Genomic DNA, 19162 nt, shown 5'->3' on the forward strand with positions numbered 1-19162 from the left:
CTCCAGGGGAGGGTCAACCTCGGGGTAGCCCCTGTGCCGAGGGTAAATTCCTTTGCGTTCAATCGTCTGGTTTCCTAAGCAGAAGGTCGCATCGCGTCTCGCCTGAAGGTTCTAAAGCAATGACCAAGCCGCCCTCGCCGCCGTCGCTCGCCGACCTGCGCCAGGAGATCGACAGCATCGACGAGCAGGTGCACCGGCTGTTGATGCAGCGCGGCGACATCATCGACCGGCTGATCGCGGTGAAGCAGACCCAGGAGGTCGGCTCGGCGTTCCGCCCGGCCCGCGAGGCCGACATGATGCGGCGGCTGGTGCAGCGCCACCACGGCATCCTGCCGCTCGACACCGTCGAGAGCATTTGGCGGGTCATCATCGCCACTTTTACCTATGTGCAGGCGCCATTCTCCGTGCACGCCGACCAGTCGCTCGGCGAGTCGGCGATGCGGGATTCCGCCCGCTTCCATTTCGGCTTCACCGTGCCTTACGTCGCGCATTTCTCCGCCTCCGCGGCGGTCGAAGCCGTGGCGAAATCCAAGGGCGATCTGGCGCTGGTGTCGGCGACCTCGGGCAACAATCCTTGGTGGCTGGCGCTGGAAGCCGATGGCGCGCCGAAGATCATCGCCCGGCTGCCGTTCATCGAGCGCGCCGACCACCCGGCCGCGCTGCCGGTCTTCGTGGTGTCCCGGGTCGCCGACAGCGCCATGGTCACCGAGGTCGAGACCTGGAGCATCCGGGTCTCGGGCTGGAACGCCGACACCGCCCGGGCGCTGTCGCCGCTGGCCGACGTCGTGGCGGTGCCGGATACCGCTTTTGACGGCGCCGCCCTGCTGGTGTCGATTCCAGCGCCCAGCGGCCTCGATCAGATCAAGGCTGCCCTGATCGCAGCGGGGGCCTCCCTCCGTTCGTCGGCCCTCGTCGGCAGCCACGCAAGGCGCTATACGGTGCCCCCGAGCGGCAAGTCCGCGTAATTACCGGACCTCAGCCGCCCGACTTTTTTTCCGGAGTTGACGATGTCACGTCCCGTGCCGAATCCCGGCATCCTCGATATTGCGCCCTACACCCCTGGCAAAAGCCCGGTGGCCGAACCCGGCCGCAAGGTGTTCAAGCTCTCGGCCAACGAGACCCCGTTCGGCCCGTCGCCGCACGCGATCGCGGCCTATAAGAGCGCGGCGGATCATCTCGAGGACTATCCGGAAGGCACCTCGCGGATCCTGCGCGAGGCGATCGGCAAGGCCTACGGCCTCGATCCCGACCGCATCATCTGCGGCGCCGGCTCGGACGAGATCCTCAACCTGCTGGCGCACACTTATCTGGCGCCGGGCGACGAGGCGATCTCGAGCCAGCACGGCTTCCTGGTGTACCCGATCGCCACGCTGGCGAACGGCGCCAAGAACGTGGTGGCGCCCGAGAAGAACCTGACCACCGACGTCGACGCCATGCTGGCGGCGGTGACGCCGAACACCAAGCTGGTGTGGCTCGCCAACCCGAACAATCCGACCGGCACCTACATCCCGTTCGACGAGGTGAAGCGGTTGCGCGCTGGCCTGCCCAGCCATGTCGTGCTGGTGCTCGACGCCGCCTATGCCGACTACGTGATGAAGAACGACTACGAGCTCGGTATCGAGCTGGTGTCGACCACCGAGAACACCGTGCTGACCCACACCTTCTCCAAGGTGCATGGCCTTGCCGCGCTGCGGATCGGCTGGATGTTCGGCCCGGCCAATATCGTCGATGCGGTCAACCGCATCCGCGGGCCGTTCAACGTCTCGGTGCCGGCGCAGCTCGCTGCGGTGGCGGCGATCCAGGACACCGGCCATGTCGAGCGCTCGCGCGCCCACACCGACAAATGGCGCAACCAGCTCGCCGAAGAGCTGACCAGGCTCGGGCTGACCGTGACGCCGAGCGTGTGCAACTTCGTGCTGATCCACTTCCCGACCACCAAGGGCAAGACCGCGGCGGACGCCGACGCGTTCCTGACCAAACGTGGCCTGGTGCTGCGCGCACTCAACAATTACGGCCTGCCGCATGCGCTGCGCATGACCATCGGCACCGACGAAGCCAACGCGCTGGCGCTCGATAACTTGCGCGAGTTCATGGGCCAGCCATGAACTCTGCGCCGATGTTTCGCAAAGTCGCGCTAATCGGCTTCGGCCTGATTGGTGGATCAATCGCGCGTGGAGCGAAGTCGCTAGGCCTCGCCGGCGAGATCGTGACCACCGCGCGTTCGGAATCGACCCGGGCGCGGGTGCGCGAACTCGGCATCGTCGACCACGTGGTCGAGAGCAACGCCGAAGCCGCCGACGGTGCCGATCTCATTATCCTCTGCATCCCGGTCGGCGCCTGCGGCGATGTCGCCAAGGAGATCGCGCCGCATCTCAAGCATGGCGCGATCGTCTCCGACGTCGGCTCGGTCAAGGCCGCGGTCGTCAAGGCGATGGCGCCGTTCCTGCCGGAGGACGTTCACTTCGTGCCGGCGCATCCGGTCGCCGGCACCGAGAATTCGGGTCCTGACTCCGGCTTCGCCGAGCTGTTCATCAATCGCTGGTGCATTCTGACCCCGCCCGAAGGCACCAACGCCGAGGCGACCGAAAAGCTCGCCGCGTTCTGGCGCGCGCTCGGCGCCAATGTCGAGATCATGACGCCCGAGCACCACGATCTGGTGCTCGCGGTGACCAGCCATCTGCCGCATCTGATCGCCTATACGATCGTGTCGACCGCCGAAGAACTCGAAGGCGTGACGCAGTCGGAAGTGCTGAAGTTCTCGGCCGGCGGTTTTCGCGATTTCACCCGCATCGCCGCGTCCGACCCGACGATGTGGCGCGACGTGTTCCTGACCAACAAGGACGCGGTGCTGGAGATGCTCGGCGAATTCCAGGAAGATCTGTCGAAGCTGACCCGCGCCATCCGTCGCGGCGACGGCGACGCGCTGTTCGATCACTTCACCCGCACCCGCGCCATCCGCCGCGGCATCGTCCAGATCGGTCAGGACGAAGCCGCCCCGGACTTCGGGCGGCGGCACAAGCAACTCGGCAAGGCGGCGGAGTAGCCGCGGCGCGCTTGCATTCGGCGCCGTGCCCGGGACGCGCCGCGGCATGCAGCGCCGTCCACAAGCCCAAGCGCCTGAGCATGACGGCGTGCGGGTTGGGGTGCGGCGCGTTGGACACTGTCTTCACAATCGGGAACAGATTGTGATCGGCCGCACAGGCCGCGCCGCTTGAACATGCCCGCCCCGGCATGATGCACTCTGCCGCATCTCTTAAGCGGCGGACCTGTTGCCATGATCGCCGGACGACCGGCTCCCGAACTGATCGCCCGGATCAATGCCGAGCATCTGCTGACGACGCCACTCGTGCCCGCCGATCTGCTCTTCGTGTTCGGCACCCGCGACGGCGTGAGCGAACGCATCGATGCCGCCTATCGGCTGTGGCGCGACGGTTATTGCCGCCGGCTGATCGTCAGCGGCGGGATGACGCCCGGCGCGGACCGGACGGAATGCGACATCATCAAGGGCGGCATCGTCGCGCGCGGCGTTCCGGCCGACGTCATCCTGGAAGAGCATCGCGCCACCAACACCGGCGAGAACGTGATCTTCTCGCTGCCGCTGATCGCCCGCCATGTCGGATTGGACAACGTCCGCTCGGTGATCTGCCTCGGCAATCTCTGGACCGCGCGGCGCTACCCGATGACGCTGCACCGCCACTGGCCCGCGCCGACAAAGATGCTCGTGACCGTGAATCACTACGCCACGCCCGACGAGCTCTGGCATACCGATCCGGAGCTTTGCGCGCGCGTCCTCGGCGAATGGCACAAGATCGAGCCGTACAAAGCCCGCGGCTTCATCGCCGACTGGCCATGAACGTAGCGCGCCAGCATGACGTGTGCTGCGACGGCCCGATGGCACACTCTCTCCGCCGTCGTTCCGGGGCGCGCGAAGCGCGAGCCCGGAATCCATAACCACCGTGCGCACGGCTCGCACAGCGCGGCCACGCCGTACGCCACCCCGAGTCCCGGGGATATGGATTCCGGACAGCCTCGCTACGCTCGGCTTCCGGAATGACGGCAGTGAGGTCGTGTATACTCCATACCGTCGTCACCGGGCTTGACCCGTTCGACCCATCGCTTGGACGATGGGGACGATTGAATTGCCGATTGAGGTCGATTTGAAGTGGATGCGCGGGTCAAGCCCGCACATGACGCCGAGGGTGCCAAGATACCCCGTTCCGTTCGCACATGAGGAAAACCAATGCCTGCGAAAATGCGCGCTTTGGGCAGCGACTTGAAGAAAGTCGACGCCCACGTCATCACGCCGGAAGAGTACGAGGAAATCCCTGAACTCACCGACGAATGGTTCGCGCGTGCCGACCTCTATCACGGCGGGAAGCTGATCAGTCGCGGGCGACAGAAGGCGGACGACAACAAGCCGTAGCAACCATTAAGGCGCGATCGGTTTTTCCACCCATGGGGAGCCGCGCTGGACGACGGTGTTGGCGTAGATGAGGAGCTTGCGGGCACAGGCGACCAAGACGTAGTTGTGCGCGTAGCCCCTGGCTCTGAGGTGGGCGTAGAAACAGCGCTGTAGCCCGGATGGAGCGCAGCGAAATCCGGGACGGACTGCTACCATGGTGCAGTATCGACGCAACCTTATCCCGGGCGGCACTTTCTTCTTCACGGTCGCATTGGCAGACCGCCGCAGCACGTTGCTCATCGACCACATTGCAGGACTGCGTAGCGCCTTCCAAAAAGCCCGCCTCGACAAGCCGTTTCGAGTGGATGCGATGGTCGTTCTCCCGGACCATCTCCACGTCATCATGACATTACCCGAAGCAGATGCTGATTTTCCCGGACGCTGGAAAGCCATCAAGGCTGCATTCTCGCGTTCGGTTGCTGCTGCAATACCAACGCTTCGTCCTAACCGGCGTGGCGGCTATCGGATCTGGCAGAGCCGTTATTGGGAGCACACTGTCCGGGACGACGCAGATTTCGAGCGCTGCGCCAATTACATCCACTTCAATCCCGTCAAACACGGGCTCGTCTCCGCACCCAGGGCGTGGCCATACTCTTCGATACACCGTTACATCCGCGAGGGCATCTTGCCGACGGACTGGGGTGGCGATGGAGGTCATAACTGCATTGGTTTTGGTGAGCCGCGTGAGTGATTGCAGTCCCAAATCGAGTCATCGACCTTCGTAGCCTGGATGGAGCGAAGCGTAATCCTGGTCGATCAGGGACCAGAACCATCGTTTAGCTCGCGATCCCGGATTGCGCTTCGCTTCATCCGGGCTACCGACCTCAGCCCATCACAACCACTTCTTCCACTTGAAGAACATGTACGGCAGCACCGCGGCCAGCAGCATCATGCCGAGAGCCATGGTGTAGCCGTGCTGCCATTCGAGTTCGGGCATGATCTTGAAGTTCATGCCGTAGATCGAGGCGATCAGGGTCGGCGGCATCAGGACGACGGCCATCACCGAGAACAGCTTGATGATGTTGTTCTGCTCGAGATTGACGACGCCGAGCATCGCATCGAGCGTGAAGGTGATCTTGTTCGACAGGTAGCTGGCGTGGTCGGTCAGCGACAGCACGTCGCGCTGCATGGTCTTGAGCTGGGCGCGCAGATCCTTCGGCCGCTTGATGCCCTCGCCTTCCACCGACAGGAACGCCACCACCCGGCCGATCGACACCAGGCTCTCGCGCACCTTGGAGACCAGGTCGCCCTTGCGGCCGATCGCGATCAGGATGTCGGAATAGCGCTTGGGGTGGCCGGTGCGGGCCGCCCCCTCCGGCTCGAAGATCTGCCGGCTGACGTCGTCGACGTCGGCGCCGGCGCGCTCCAGGATGTCGGCGCAGCGGTCGATCACCGCGTCGAGCAGTTCGAACAGCACGAACTCGCCGCTGCTGCCCGAGCCCGGTGCCCGCGCCAGCCGGCTCTCGACCACTGCGAACGGCCGCGGCTCGTCGTAGCGCACCGTCACCAGCCGCCGGCCGGCCAGAATGAAGGTGACCGGCGACAGCCGCGGCGAGGTGGTGTCGGCGCCGCACATCAAGCTGGCGGTCATGTAGCGGGCGCCGTTCTCGATATAGAGACGACTGGAGATCTCGATCTCCTGCATGTCTTCCCGGGTCGGAACTTCGATCCGCGCCAGCCGCTCCACCGCCTTGTCCTCGTCCGGAGTCGGGCGATCGAGATCGACCCACACCGTGTCCTCAGGCAGCGCGTCCAGATCCTCCGCGGTGGCGCGCTTCAGGATGGCTTCGGCGGGGGCGAAGAAAGCAAGCATGGCAACTCCAGGCTGGGAACATGTTCGAGGCGGAAGGGCGAGCGGCGCCGGTCTGGCAGCGCCGGCATCGGCTCGATGCGGCGAGGGTACTTACGTATTTTGTGGCCAGGGCGTGGCAGCGCCATGACAATCTGCACCAAGGCGCCACAACTGTTGCCCGAAAATTAGTCGGGGGTCAGATGTGATGCGGCAGAAATGCAACAACACCGGCATCTCGTTACGAACCACTCGCCGTAATGCTGGCAAACCAGGCCATTTGCGAGATACTAACAGGCAGAATCGTGGAGTTTTGCGATGCCTCCCGGCGCGCGGTTGCGCGCCCGATCGTGATTGGAATTCAGAATGGCCTTGAACCGAACCAAGCTGGGATTGCTGGCCCTTGCCGGTCTGCTGCTGTCGGGTTGCATGCAGACCACCTACCAGGCCGCCCCGGAAGCCAACCTCAAACCCAACGACAAGGCCCAACTCGCCAAGGCGCGCTATGCCAAGGTGTCGGTGCCGGAGCCGTTCCGCCGCGCGATCGTGGATTATCATCGCAAGGAAGCTCCCGGCACCATCGTGGTCGATTCGGACAACCACTTTCTGTACTACGTGCTCGATAACGGCAAGGCGATCCGCTACGGCGTGACCGTGGGCGAAGAAGCGCTGGCGTTCTCCGGCATCGCGCGCGTCGGCAACATGGCCGAATGGCCGAAATGGACCCCAACCGCCGACATTCACAAGCGGATCGAAGGCCTGCCGTCCTCGGTGCCCGGCGGCATCGACAACCCGCTCGGCGCCCGCGCACTGTATCTCTACCAGGGCAATCGCGACACCCTGTTCCGGATCCACGGCACCAACCAGCCGGAATATATCGGCGCCTCGATCTCCTCGGGCTGCATCCGCATGACCAACGAGGACGTCATCGACCTGTACAGCAAGGTCAAGATGGGCACGATCGTGGTGGTGCTCGACCGCAAGCAGGGCGACTCCCCGGTCAATTCGCGGATGGCGCTCCAGGGCGGCAGCGGAACCGCGATGCAGTAAAGCGCTCCGCGCGCATCACCGATAGAGCTTGCAAAAGCGCCGGTTCGCCGGCGCTTTTTTATTGCGCGCTAAGTTGGTGGTGGCGCTTGGGCCGTGCTCCACATTGCCCGCTACCGAGCTCGGCATCGCACCCGGCACAGAGCGCTCCCTCGCCCCGCTCTTCGCGGGGAGAGGGCTGGGGTGAGAGGCGGACGCAAGCACTTGAGTCTCGGCGTTGCGGAAGCGCCCCTCACCCGACCGGCTTCACTTCGCTCCCCCGGTCGACCTCTCCCCGCGCGCGAGGAGAGGTCAGCATCACCGCGGGGAGAGGTTAAGCGGGCGGCCGTGCCGGCGCTGGCTTGCCGCGGACCGAGGGCTTTGCCGCCGGCGCGGTTCGCGGTGTGAGATCGATCGGTTTGGTGGCGGCCGGCTTGGATGCGGCCTTGGCCTTGGCGCGCTTGGCCGGTTTCGGCGGCGGAGGCGGCGCGGGCTCCGCCTGTTCGCGTTCGGCCGTCTCGGCCGGCACCGGCTCGGCGGCTTCCGGCTGGGGCGGCGTCGCCTGCTGCGGGCCACGCTCGTCGTCAGCGGCAACTTCGCGCGGCGGCGCCTCGGCCGGACGAGGCAACGGCATCGCCGGGGCGATTTCCGGCAGCCCCTCGTACAGCGCCCATTGGCACATCCGGTAACCGCCGCGCCGCTCGGCGAGATCGAGGTGAATGTGGTCCTCGTGGTAACCGTCCGAGCCCGGGCCGAGCACGGTGGTGAAGCGCGCGCACACCGACTGCATCACGGCCTCGCGCGCCTGCCGCGGCGCTTCGCGGTCGGTCAGCGAGATCATCCGGCCGTCCGCCAGCTTGATGCCGCGCACATCGAGCGCGTTGGCACGGCCGTGCTCGGACAGCTTGGCGCCGCGCACCCGGTTGCGGCCACGACATTCATACGCATCGAAATTGTCGAGGGCGGCGGCCCGGCTGCCGAGCGAGGTTGCGAGCGGCGCGATATCGGCCCGCACCCAATCGGCCAGCGCCCGCGCCATACCGCAGCGCACCGTCGCGGCCGGCGACACCGCGACGCGCCCGCCGTCCGGCAGGACCACGGCTTCGAGCCGCACCAGATCGGTGCCGCCGCAGCCGCCCGGCCCGGTGATATCCGGAATGCTCGGCGCGATCGCGATCTGCTCGGTCAGCGCCAGCCGGCACGCCGACGGCGGCTTGGCGGCCGGGGCCGTGGCGCCGGGCGCTGTGCCCGGCTCTGCCGGTTCCGCCGGGGCAGGCTCGGTCTCGGCGGGCTCGGCACCGGCCACGCTCGCCTGCGGCGCCGCGGCTGGGCGCGGCTTCGGCAACGGAACATGCTCGCTTGCGCGCGCGGCCGACACACCGCCCACAACCAGCGCGATCATCACTCCCCAGAAAGGCGCTTTGCCGCGGAGCGGCTCAAGACAAGACCGTTTTCCGTCAAGCGGGTAGGCGCTAAGGTCGGAACCAATCCCAAGGGGATAACGATCAGGAGGAAATCTCGAATGCTTGGACTGATGCAAGACTGGCCTTTGCTGTGTCATCGGATCATCGAGCACGCGGCTCGGATCCACGGCAACCAGGAGGTGGTCACCCGGTCGGTCGAGGGTCCGATCGTCCGCACCACCTATGCGCAGATCCATCAACGGGCGCTGAAAGTCAGCCAGATGCTGGACCGCTCCGGCATCAAGCTCGGCGACCGCGTCGCGACGATCGCCTGGAACACCGCCCGGCACCTCGAGTGCTGGTACGGCATTATGGGAATCGGCGCGATTTGCCATACGGTCAATCCGCGGCTTTTTCCGGACCAGATCGCCTGGATCGTCAATCACGCCCAGGACCGGGTGATGATCACCGATCTGACCTTCGTGCCGATCCTGGAGAAGATCGCCGACCAGATCCCGAGCGTGGAACGGTTCGTGGTGCTCACCGACAAGGAGCACATGCCGCAGACCACGCTGAAGAACGCGGTCGCCTATGAGGAGTGGCTGAACGAAGCCGACGGCGATTTCGCGTGGGGAACCTTCGACGAGAACACCGCGGCGGCAATGTGCTACACCTCGGGCACCACCGGCGATCCGAAGGGCGTGCTGTATTCGCACCGCTCCAACGTGCTGCACGCGCTGATGGCCAACAACCCGGACGCGCTCGGCACCCGCGCCGCCGACACCATGCTGCCGGTGGTTCCGCTGTTCCACGCCAACAGCTGGGGCATCGCGTTCTCGGCGCCGTCGATGGGCACCAAGCTGGTGATGCCCGGCGCCAAGCTCGACGGCGCGTCCGTCTATGAGCTGCTGTCGACCGAGAAGGTGACGCACACCGCGGGCGTGCCGACGGTGTGGCTGATGCTGCTGCAATACATGCAGAAGGAGAAGCTGACGCTGCCGCATCTGAAGATGGTGGTGTGCGGCGGCTCGGCGATGCCGCGCTCGATGATCAAGGCGTTCGTCGATATGGGCGCCGAGGCTCGCCACGCCTGGGGCATGACCGAGATGAGCCCGCTCGGCACACTCGCCACGCTGAAGCCGCCGTTCGACCAGACCACCGGCGACGCCCGGCTCGACGTGCTGGCGACCCAGGGCTATCCGCCGTTCGGCGTGCAGATGAAGATCACCGACGATGCCGGCAAGGACGTCGATTGGGACGGCAAGACCTTCGGCCGGCTGAAAGTGTCGGGCCCGGCGATCGCCAAGAAGTACTATCGGGTCGACACCGAGATCCTCGACGATGCCGGCTTCTTCGACACCGGCGACGTCGCCACCATCGACCAGGACGGCTACATGCGGATCACCGACCGCTCCAAGGACGTGATCAAGTCCGGCGGCGAGTGGATCTCCTCGATCGACCTCGAGAATCTGGCAGTCGGCCATCCCAAGGTGGCGGAAGCCGCGGTGATCGGCGTGTATCACCCGAAATGGGACGAACGCCCACTCTTGATCTGCCAGCTCAAACCGGACGTCACCTGCACCCGGGAAGAGATCCTGGAATACATGGACGGCAAGATCGCCAAATGGTGGATGCCCGACGACATCGTGTTCGTCGACGCCATCCCGCACACGGCAACCGGCAAGATCCTGAAAACCGCGCTGCGCGATCAGTTCAAGACCTACACACTGCCGGGCGCGGCGGCGTAAGCTATCGTCAGGGTGCAGGCTCACTGCCTGTGGCGCCCTCACCCCAGCCCTCTCCCGCAAGCGGGAGAGGGAGCGCGCTGCGGCGCGGGGTAGGCGCCGCCTTCCACCTCCGGCATCCGCACATTTGCTTGAAGAGGTATCTGCGGCTCGACATTTCGGACCCCAAGGCCGCTTACTTCCGGTATGACCGGCTCGCGCGAATGATGCGGTGATGGCGGGAGCGCCAAGATGCGGACCGGTGCGAGGGGGCAAGCTGTGGACGTGGGTCCCGGCGCCGCAACCGAAGAGCGACCTGCACGCAATGGTGGGCTCGACGCGCTACGCGCGACGATGACCTTGCTGGTGCTGTTTCATCATGCGGCGATCACCTACGGCGCCAGCGGCGGCTGGTTCTATCACGAACTTCCGGCCGACGGCTCGCGCGCATCGCAATTGCTGACGCTGTTCGTGGCGATCAACCAAGCCTATTTCATGGGCCTGTTCTTTCTGCTGGCCGGCTATTTCACACCGGCCGCGTTGCACAGCAAAGGGTCGATGCGTTTTGCGCGCGATCGGCTGATCCGGCTCGGCCTGCCGCTGCTGGCGTTCGGCTGGATGCTCGGGCCGGTCAGCGAGGCCCTGGGACAGACCGCCCACGGCCAGCCGTTTTTCTCGACGCTGGCTGCGACGATGAGCAGCGGGCGCTTTATCGAAGGCCCCCTGTGGTTCGCCGAGGCGCTGCTGATTTTCGGGGCGGGTGCGGTGCTGTGGTTTGAACTGACGCAGCGTCGGTCGCCAGCCGCTGACGCCGCCACCATCCCCTTCCCGTCCAATCTCATGCTGCTGCTCGCTGCACTGCTCACCGGCGTCGCGGCGTTCGGGCTGCGGCTGTGGTGGCCGGTGGGGTCGGAATGGCACGGGCTGCAGCTCGGTTACTTCGCAAGCTACACGGTGCTGTTCGCGGCCGGCTATGCGGCGGCCGCTCCGCGATGGCTGGAGCGCGTGCCGCCCGCAACCACGCGGCGATGGCTGATGCTGGCGCTGATCTGCTTGCCTGTGCTGCCGATCGCGTCGCTGTCGGGGGCTGTGGTCCCGGCGCTGCACCGGTCCTCGAACGGCGGCTGGACGTTGCCGGCCGTCATTTACGCGATGTGGGAGCCGGTCGTTGCCTGGGGACTCATTTTGTGGCTGCTGCCGACTTTTCAACACCGCTTCACCACGCTGAGCCCAACCTGGCGCAAGCTGGCCGACCGAGCCTATGCGATCTACATCATCCACCCGCCGGTGCTGGTCGGCGTCGCACTCGTCGGCCGACCACTCGCATTACCGGCTTTGCTCAAATTCCTGATCGCCGGCACGATCACTTGCATGCTGTGCTACGCACTCGCCGGGCTGCTGCTTCGAATTCCGGGTGCACGTAGGGTTGTCTGACTCAGTGCCCGGGGCGCCCTCACCCCAGCCCTCTCCCGCAAGCGGGAGAGGGAGCGCGCTGCGGTCGGGGAGATGTATCGCCCTGACCGATCGGGTGCTGGTTCAGCCCAGCACCGTCAACGTTCGCACGTCGTAGCCGCTGCTGATGCTACGATTCAACACCGGGTCGATGAGTTCGTAGTCGAACCGCGTCGCCGGGCGGATGCCGCCTTTGGCGGCGAAGGTGCCGCCGAACATCGCGGCGCCCTCGGGCAGGCCGGCAGCGCCGAATTCGCGTTCGATCAGCTCGGCCGGCGGCAGCATGCCGGACAGCGTGCCTTCCTGATACAGCACGCGTTCGCCGCCGATCGTCGCCCATGAACGCAGCACGAGCTGGTCCCAATGCGCCGCGACATCGTCCACGGCCCACAGCTCGGGCGCGACCGGCTTGTCGCACATCTGCTTGGACACGGTGATGTTGTAGGTCTCGACCTTGCGGTCGGTATGGTCCGAGCCGACGCCGACATACAGCCTGCCGCCGGACTTGATCAGCACGAATTCGACTTCGCCGCTGGAATTCTCGTCCGAGACTTCGATCGCGGTGCGCGTCGTCAGCCGGCTGGCGGCGACGCGGTAGTAGATCGGCGTCGAGGCCGGAGGCGCAATGCCCAGCTCCTCGAGTTCCTTGATGTGCTTGTCGCGCGCCACCGGATCGCGGCCGGTCCAGCCGGCGATGATCAGATCGCCGATCTGCACCGATCGCGGGACCTTGCGGCCCTGTTCGTGGACGAGGAATTCGATGGGGGCGGCATACATGACTGGTCTCGCGAGATGGACGGCTGAACGAGCATCGTGCGGGGACGGCGTCGCCTCCCCGCACGATGCGGATGAGTGAACTACTGGCCCTTGCGGGTGTCGAGCAGATGCCAGCTCTGGTTACCTGCTTCGATGACGTAGATCGGCTTGATGGCGTCGCGATCTTCCGCGAACGAGATTTCACCTTCAAGCGCGGCGAAGCCCTTCAACTTGGCCAGATCGTCCCGGATCGCGGTGCGCTCGGCCGCGACCTTGCCGGCATCGCCGGTGGTCTTGGCGGTCTTCATCGCTTCGGCCAGCAGATAGACGATATCGTAGGCCGACGCATCCTGCTGGTTCGGCTCCAGCCGGGTCATGCCGGCTTCCTTGGCCCGGGTCGCGAATTCCTTGGCGAACGCCTTGGTGCGATCGTTGAGCTCGGCGAAGAACGTGGTGCCGATCGTCATCGAATTGCCGGCGCCCGCCATCCGGCGCGGCAGATCGGGATCGGCCACCGTGGTGCCGCCGACCAGCCGCGCGCTGACGCCCTGGCGCTTCAGTTCCTTGGCGAGGTTGATGGCGGCTTCCGGCGGCGCGCCGAGGCCGATCAGATCCGGCTTCATCTGGGCGAGCTGCGAGACCTGCGGCGACAGATCGAAGGCGTTGTACTGGAAGTCGACCGCGCCCTTGTCGGCGATGTCGAACTTCTTGAACAGCGCCGGCAGCACCTTGGTGCCGACCGCCTTGGACACGGTGTCGTCGGTCGCGAATGCGGTGGCGCCGGTCGCCATCGGCAGCTTCTTGTCGCGCAGCGTCGCCAGCACTTCGGAGATCACGGTGCCTTCGTCGCGGGTGTTGCGGAAGCCGTAGGTGAAGCCCTTGGTCAGGCCGGGCGCAGACGACGACATCGACATCTGCACGATGCCGAGACGCTCGCCGGCGGGAAACGCCACCCGCACTTCGCCCGAGGAGAACGGGCCGATCACCGCGAGCGCCTTGTTGTCCTCGGCGAACTGCCGCACCGCGAGCGCGGCCTGCTTGGGATCGCCGCCGGTGTCGAACTTCACCAGCTTGATCTTGTTGCCGCCGATGCCGCCCTTGGCGTTGATCTCGTCGACCGCCATGTCGACCGCGACCTCGTTGGTGTTGGCGAGGCTGACATAGGGGCCGGTCTTGGCCATCGAGAATCCGAGCACGAGGTCGGCCGCCTGCGCGCCTCCCGCGAACCCGCCGATCAGTCCGAGTGCGACACCCGCCGCCACCATATTCGCCTTCATCAGCCTGTTCCTCTTCTCTTCATTGAGACCCCACCCGCATCGGCTGCGGGTCGCCGGACGACTCGGCGCTGCCGCCGAGATAGGCTTCGAGCAGCCGATGATCGTTGCGCAGCGCGTCACAGGGACCGGCTACCGCGACCTTGCCGAGCTCGAGCACGGTGGCGCTGTGCGCGACCGACAGCGCCTTGCCGGTGTTCTGCTCGACCAGCACGATCGTCAGCCCGCTGCGGTTCATTTCCTGGATCAGATCGAACACCTTGGAGACGAACAGCGGCGACAGACCGAGCGACGGTTCGTCCAGCATCAGCACCTGCGGCCGCGCCACCATCGCGCGGCCGATCGCCACCATCTGCTGCTCGCCGCCGGACAGCGTCGCCGCCGCGGTGTGGCGGCGCTGGCCGAGATTGGGGAAGCGCTCGTAGATCGCGGCGATCTCGCTGCGCACCGCCTGGCGGTCGCGGCGCAGATGCGCGCCGAGCAACAGATTCTCTTCGACCGTCAGCGACACCAGCACCTGCCGGCCTTCGGGGACGAGCACCAGCCCCTTGGCCAATCTCGTATGCGGCCGGGCGCGCGACAGGTCGGCGTCGCGAAACTGGATGCGGCCCCGCATAGCAGGCACCGCGCCCATGATGCCGAGCAGCAGCGTCGTCTTGCCGGCGCCGTTGGCGCCCAGCACGGTGACGATCTCGCCTTCCTCGACGCTGAGCGAGACGCCATCGAGTGCGGTGACGCCGCCATAGGCGACGGTGAGATCGGAGACGGACAGGATCGCGCTCATGCGGCCTGCTCCGCGCCGAGATAGGCGGTGCGCACCACCGCGTCGTGCTGCACCACCGACAGCGGCCCCTCGGCGATCTTGCTGCCGAAATTGAGCACCACGACGTGGTCGCAGATCTTGTCGACGAAGTGCATGTCGTGCTCGACGATCAACAGCGTGATGCCGCGCGCCTTCAGCGCTTCGAGATGCGCGGTGAGCGCCTGGGTTTCGACCGGGTTGAGGCCCGCCGCCGGCTCGTCGAGCATCAGCAGCGAAGCGCCCGCGAGCGTGGCACGGACGAGATCGATCCGCTTGCGGATGCCGTAAGGCAGCTCGCTCACCGTTGCGTCGGCGTAACCACCGAGCCCCATCTCGTCGAGCGCGGCGACCACTTCGCGCCGCCAGCGGTGGTTCGGGATCAGCCGGAACGGCGTCAGCAGGTTGAGAAGGCCCGAAGCGCGGACATGCTGGCCGACCAGCAGGTTCTCCCACACGGTGAGATGCTGCATCAGCCGCACGTTCTGGAAGCTGCGGGCGATGCCGAGCCCGATCCGTCGGCGCGACGCCATGTTGGTGATGTCGCGCCCGTCGAACGACACAGTGCCGTCGTCGGGGCGGAACACGCCGCTGACCATGTTGAACGCGGTGGTCTTGCCGGCGCCGTTCGGGCCGATCAGACCGACGGTCTGGCCGCGCGCCACCGAGAAGCTGAGCTCGCGGATGACGCGCAGGCCACCGAACGATTTCGAGACATTGTCGAGCGCGAGCAGAGGAGCCTTGGCACTCATGGCTGAGCCCCCGGTGCGGCAGGCTTGCGCCCGAACAGACGGCCGATGCCGCGCAGCGCCGTCGACGTCACCAGCCCCTGCGGCCGCACCGCCATGAAGGCGACGATCAGCGCGGCGAAAATCACATAGCGCCAGGCCTCGCCGGCCCGCAGCAGCTCCGGCACCAGACTGAAGAACAGCGCGCCGACCAGCGGGCCCCACACCGTCTGGGTGCCGCCGAGCAGCACGTACAGCACCGTGTAGATGCTGAGCTGGACGCTGAAGTGCTGCGCCTCGATGAAGCTGAAATGATGCGCGTACAGCCCGCCGCCGATGCCGGCGATCGCCGCGCCGAGCGTGAACGCCGCGACCTGCAGCCCCCACACTTTGAGACCGAGCAGGTCGGCGACCAGCCGGTCGTTCTTGATCGCGGTGAGATACAGCGTGAACCGGGTCTGCGACAGCCCGACCACGAACAGCACGATCGCAGCCGTCACCGAGAACACCGCGAGCGGCGACGCATAGGTCGAGACCGGATAGCCGGCGGCCGCGCCGACCACTTCGAGATTGAGGAACACCGCCGAGATCACTTGGCCGAGCGCGAAGGTCGCGAGCGCCAGATAAATGCCGTGGGTGCGCAGGATCGGCACCGCGACCAGCAGCGCCAGCCCGCCCGCGGCGAGGCCGCCGGCGGGAATCGCCGAGACCAGCGACCAGCCCATCTCGTTGGTGAGATAGGCCGCCGTGTAGGCACCGATCGCCATGAAGCCGGCGATGCCGAGATTGAGCTGACCGGCGACCAGCGGCAGATACACCGCATAGGCCGCCATGATGTTGAAGCACAGGATGATCAGGACGCCGGTCTGATAGCCGCTCATCACAGCTTCTCCCGGATCGCCGGCTTGCCGAACAGTCCGTGCGGCCGCAGGATCAAGAGCAGCAGCAGCGAGCCATAGACCGCGATGTTGACGGTGTCGGCACCGAACGCCCAGATCGAACCAACCTCGATCAGGCCGATGATCAGTCCTCCGATCACCGCGCCCCAGACGCTGCCCATGCCGCCGATGATCATCGCGGCGACGCCCTTGAAGCCGACGCCCTCGCCCATGAACGGCGACACCTGCAGATAGCTGAGCGCGAACATCACGCCGCCGAGTGCGGTGAACAGCGCGGTCAGCACGAAGATCTTCGGCACCAGGCGGCCGACATCGACCCCGAGCAGCACCGCGGTCGAGCGGCTCTCGGCGATCGCCCGGATCTGGCGGCCGAGATTGGTGCGGCCGAGCACGAACGACAGCCCGACCACCAGCGCGAAGGTCAGCACCAGGCTGATCGCCTGCGCGGCACCGATCACCAAGCCGCCGATGCGGAAATTGAAATCGCCAAGCAGCGACGGAAACGTCTGCTGATCGGAGCCGACGCCGACCAGCACAAGATTCTCCAGCAGCACCAGAAATCCCAGCGACGACACCAGCGGCACTTCCGGATCGGCGCCGCGGGTGCGCCGATAGGACAATTGCTCGACCGCGAGCGACACCAGAGCCGCAGCGGCGAGCGCGGCGCCGATCGCGGCCGCCCAATGCCAGCCTTGGGTCAGCAACACCCAGCTCACCATGCCGCCGATCATGAACAGGCCGGGGATGGAGAAGTTGAGGAAGTTGAGGATGCCGATCGCGAGCGTGAAGGACACCCCCACCAGCACGTAGATCGAGCCGAGCATCACGCCATTGATCAGCTGCTGCGCGATCATGCCCGACCTCCGCACTCCGCGGCGTCCCGGGCAGCATCGGCCCGAACGTCGCGGCAGGAGCCGGAGAAGGTGCTGGGGGAGAGGTCCGTCATCTTATGCCTTACACCGGGTCGAAGTAGTGCAGTTCGAACAGCACGCAGCCGGTCTCGGACTTGAACGGACCGTGGAACGCGCCCGGCGGACGGCACGCATAGGTGAACGGCTTGAAGCTCTCGCCGCCATTGCCGTTCTCGTCGTTGCCGACGGTCAGATCGCCGGAGACCAGGAACACTTCCTCCCAGTATTCGTGCACGAACGGCTTGGTGGTGAATTCGCCCGGCTCGAACCGCAGCAGGCGGCTGCGCGAGCCGCGGCGGTTCTCCTCATCGAGTCCGCCGGACAGGATCTTCTGCTGGATGCCCTTGGGATAGCCGGCCGGCACTTCCCAGCCCGTGCTCATATCGACGGCACGGAATTCGTCGTGGATTTTGTTGACAGCCATCATGCGCTCCTGATCAGGCGGCTTGCGAGGTCTTCAGCTCGTCGGCGAGCTCGTAGCTGGACAGCATCTGGCTGACGAGGTCGCCGGCGCTGTCCCAGTCGTAGGTGCGGAACGAGTGGTTCTTGGTGACGAAGGTCGCACCGGCGTAGAACATCTCGTATTGCTGATGCCGCGAGGCGAATTCCGAACCGACCGCGTCCCAGGCCAGCTTGTAGAACTTGACCTTGTCGAGCGCGCCTGCCGCCGGCGACTGCTGGGTCTTCTCGACCAGTGCCGCAATCTCCGGATTGGCGAGATCCTGCACCGAGGACGGCAACATGATCATGCCGCCGCCGGCGAGTTCGCGCAGCGTATTGAGGACCTTGGCGTAGAGCTGCTGGGTGAGCGTCTGCGCCGCGTACAGCGTGTGGCGGTCCGGCACGTAGTAGCGCCCGTATTTGGTGCCCTTGATTTCCATGGCGGCCACGAAGGCGTCGACCATGCCGCCTTCGGCGGCGAGCTGGCCGAGAGTTTCGCGAACCTGCGGGAAGCCGAGTACGCCATTGGTTTCGGCGATCCGCCGCGCCATGCCGATCAGGAAGCGCAGCTTCACCGAGAGGCGAACCATCGCCTGATAGTTCTGATAGACGTGCGCCGGCGTCGCATGGAACTGCTTCTGGCACATCTCCAGGTTCTTGTAGACGAAGATCCGGTCCCACGGCACCTTGACGTCGTCGAAGTACAGCACCGCGTCGTTCTCGTCGAACCGGCTCGACAGCGGATTGTCGAACACCGATTGCGAGGACTCTTCGTAGGACTTGCGCGACAGGATCTGCAGGCCCTTGCTGTTCATCGGGATCGCGAACGACAGCGCGTAAATCTCATCGCCCGGCTGCAGCGGCTGGATGCAGGTGACGAACACTTCGTCCGCCATGATGCCGCCGGTCGCCAGCATCTTGGCGCCGCGCACGGTGATGCCTTCGGCGTCCTGATCGACCACGCCGGTGGTGAGGAACGCATCCTTCTGCTGGGCGGCGCTCTTGGAGCGGTCGGCCTGCGGATTGATGATGACGTAGGTCAGATACAGATCGTTGTCGCGCGCATAGGCGTAGTAGTCGGACAGCGCCTTGGCGCGATCCTTGTCGTAGGCCTCGAACTGATCGAGCCCCATATACATGCCGGCGATGCAGGAGGCGACGTGATCGGGCGCGCGGCCGAGGAAGCCGGCATGCAGCCCGCCCCACGCTTCCAGCGCGGTGCGGCGCTGGCGCAGCTCGTCGAAGCTCTCGGGAAGCTGCCAGATCCGGTTGGCACGAGCGCCGCTCGGCGTCGCGAAGGTCATCAGCTCGCGATTGGCCTCATCGGCGGCGAAATCGAACAGCTTGCCGACCGAATGGATGGCACGGCGAAACGCCGGGTGCCGGGTGGTGTCGTCGACCCGGCGACCGTCGATGAAAACGGCGCGCCCGTCGCGGAGGCCGGCGATATGTTGTTGTCCTGTCTTCATCGTCACTCGCTTCCCTATGCTGACGCCCG

Annotated in this window: 19 protein-coding genes; 9 read left to right on the forward strand and 10 right to left on the reverse strand. The window is 65.9% G+C overall.

Annotation, left to right across the window (positions count from 1 at the left end; all coding sequences use genetic code 11):
* The first annotated feature begins 119 nt into the window (after positions 1-119).
* From DY468_RS08165 to DY468_RS08195, 6 genes are all read left to right on the forward strand, one after another.
* A complete protein-coding gene (locus tag DY468_RS08165; protein WP_164604105.1) occupies positions 120-965 on the forward strand; it encodes a chorismate mutase in 846 nt (281 codons plus the stop codon).
* 42 nt (positions 966-1007) lie between these two features.
* Positions 1008-2105 carry a histidinol-phosphate transaminase gene (gene hisC, locus DY468_RS08170; RefSeq protein ID WP_164604107.1) on the forward strand — a complete coding sequence of 366 codons (1098 nt, stop codon included), beginning with the start codon at positions 1008-1010 and terminating at the stop codon, positions 2103-2105.
* Positions 2102-3043: a prephenate/arogenate dehydrogenase family protein gene (locus tag DY468_RS08175; RefSeq protein WP_164604109.1), complete on the forward strand. Its 942-nt coding sequence runs from the start codon at positions 2102-2104 to the stop codon at positions 3041-3043. Before hisC ends, DY468_RS08175 begins: the two co-directional genes overlap by 4 nt.
* A 231-nt stretch (positions 3044-3274) precedes the next feature.
* Positions 3275-3853: a YdcF family protein gene (locus tag DY468_RS08180; RefSeq protein ID WP_164604111.1), complete on the forward strand. Its 579-nt coding sequence runs from the start codon at positions 3275-3277 to the stop codon at positions 3851-3853.
* A gap of 387 nt (positions 3854-4240) precedes the next feature.
* Positions 4241-4423: a hypothetical protein gene (locus tag DY468_RS08185; protein ID WP_164604103.1), complete on the forward strand. Its 183-nt coding sequence runs from the start codon at positions 4241-4243 to the stop codon at positions 4421-4423.
* Between the two features lie 193 nt (positions 4424-4616).
* Entirely contained in the window at positions 4617-5153 is a 537-nt protein-coding gene (locus tag DY468_RS08195) for an REP-associated tyrosine transposase (protein WP_164604113.1), read from the forward strand.
* Positions 5154-5294: 141 nt separating this feature from the next.
* Here DY468_RS08195 and DY468_RS08200 read toward each other — a convergent pair whose 3' ends face one another.
* Entirely contained in the window at positions 5295-6275 is a 981-nt protein-coding gene (locus DY468_RS08200) for a magnesium transporter CorA family protein (protein WP_164604115.1), read from the reverse strand.
* Between the two features lie 342 nt (positions 6276-6617).
* Between DY468_RS08200 and DY468_RS08205 the strand changes: the two genes are divergently transcribed.
* Complete coding sequence (locus DY468_RS08205) at positions 6618-7301, forward strand: L,D-transpeptidase (RefSeq protein ID WP_164604117.1); 684 nt, start codon at positions 6618-6620, stop codon at positions 7299-7301.
* A gap of 310 nt (positions 7302-7611) precedes the next feature.
* Here DY468_RS08205 and DY468_RS08210 read toward each other — a convergent pair whose 3' ends face one another.
* Complete coding sequence (locus tag DY468_RS08210; protein WP_164604119.1) at positions 7612-8679, reverse strand: extensin family protein; 1068 nt, start codon at positions 8677-8679, stop codon at positions 7612-7614.
* A gap of 120 nt (positions 8680-8799) precedes the next feature.
* Between DY468_RS08210 and DY468_RS08215 the strand changes: the two genes are divergently transcribed.
* Positions 8800-10428 carry a fatty-acid--CoA ligase gene (locus DY468_RS08215; RefSeq protein WP_164604121.1) on the forward strand — a complete coding sequence of 543 codons (1629 nt, stop codon included), beginning with the start codon at positions 8800-8802 and terminating at the stop codon, positions 10426-10428.
* Between the two features lie 255 nt (positions 10429-10683).
* Entirely contained in the window at positions 10684-11838 is a 1155-nt protein-coding gene (locus tag DY468_RS08220) for an acyltransferase family protein (RefSeq protein ID WP_349644259.1), read from the forward strand.
* A 102-nt stretch (positions 11839-11940) separates the two neighbouring features.
* Here DY468_RS08220 and DY468_RS08225 read toward each other — a convergent pair whose 3' ends face one another.
* The 8 genes from DY468_RS08225 to DY468_RS08260 all read right to left on the reverse strand — a co-directional run bounded on the left by DY468_RS08225 (position 11941) and on the right by DY468_RS08260 (position 19133).
* Positions 11941-12633: a DUF2848 domain-containing protein gene (locus tag DY468_RS08225; protein ID WP_164604126.1), complete on the reverse strand. Its 693-nt coding sequence runs from the start codon at positions 12631-12633 to the stop codon at positions 11941-11943.
* A gap of 80 nt (positions 12634-12713) precedes the next feature.
* Positions 12714-13889, reverse strand: coding sequence for an ABC transporter substrate-binding protein (locus DY468_RS08230; protein ID WP_164604127.1), 1176 nt, complete (start codon positions 13887-13889; stop codon positions 12714-12716).
* 19 nt (positions 13890-13908) lie between these two features.
* Positions 13909-14670, reverse strand: a complete 762-nt coding sequence (locus DY468_RS08235) for an ABC transporter ATP-binding protein (protein WP_164604129.1) — start codon at positions 14668-14670, stop codon at positions 13909-13911.
* Positions 14667-15437: an ABC transporter ATP-binding protein gene (locus tag DY468_RS08240; protein ID WP_164604131.1), complete on the reverse strand. Its 771-nt coding sequence runs from the start codon at positions 15435-15437 to the stop codon at positions 14667-14669. Before DY468_RS08240 ends, DY468_RS08235 begins: the two co-directional genes overlap by 4 nt.
* Positions 15434-16294, reverse strand: coding sequence for a branched-chain amino acid ABC transporter permease (locus DY468_RS08245; protein WP_164604133.1), 861 nt, complete (start codon positions 16292-16294; stop codon positions 15434-15436). Before DY468_RS08245 ends, DY468_RS08240 begins: the two co-directional genes overlap by 4 nt.
* Positions 16294-17166 carry a branched-chain amino acid ABC transporter permease gene (locus DY468_RS08250; protein ID WP_164604135.1) on the reverse strand — a complete coding sequence of 291 codons (873 nt, stop codon included), beginning with the start codon at positions 17164-17166 and terminating at the stop codon, positions 16294-16296. Before DY468_RS08250 ends, DY468_RS08245 begins: the two co-directional genes overlap by 1 nt.
* A gap of 100 nt (positions 17167-17266) precedes the next feature.
* Complete coding sequence (locus DY468_RS08255) at positions 17267-17647, reverse strand: cupin domain-containing protein (protein ID WP_164604137.1); 381 nt, start codon at positions 17645-17647, stop codon at positions 17267-17269.
* A 13-nt stretch (positions 17648-17660) separates the two neighbouring features.
* A complete protein-coding gene (locus DY468_RS08260) occupies positions 17661-19133 on the reverse strand; it encodes a 4-hydroxyphenylacetate 3-hydroxylase family protein (RefSeq protein WP_164604139.1) in 1473 nt (490 codons plus the stop codon).
* Positions 19134-19162 lie beyond the last annotated feature (29 nt).

It is taken from the genome of Rhodopseudomonas sp. BR0M22, assembly GCF_010907035.1.
Lineage (GTDB): Bacteria > Pseudomonadota > Alphaproteobacteria > Rhizobiales > Xanthobacteraceae > Rhodopseudomonas.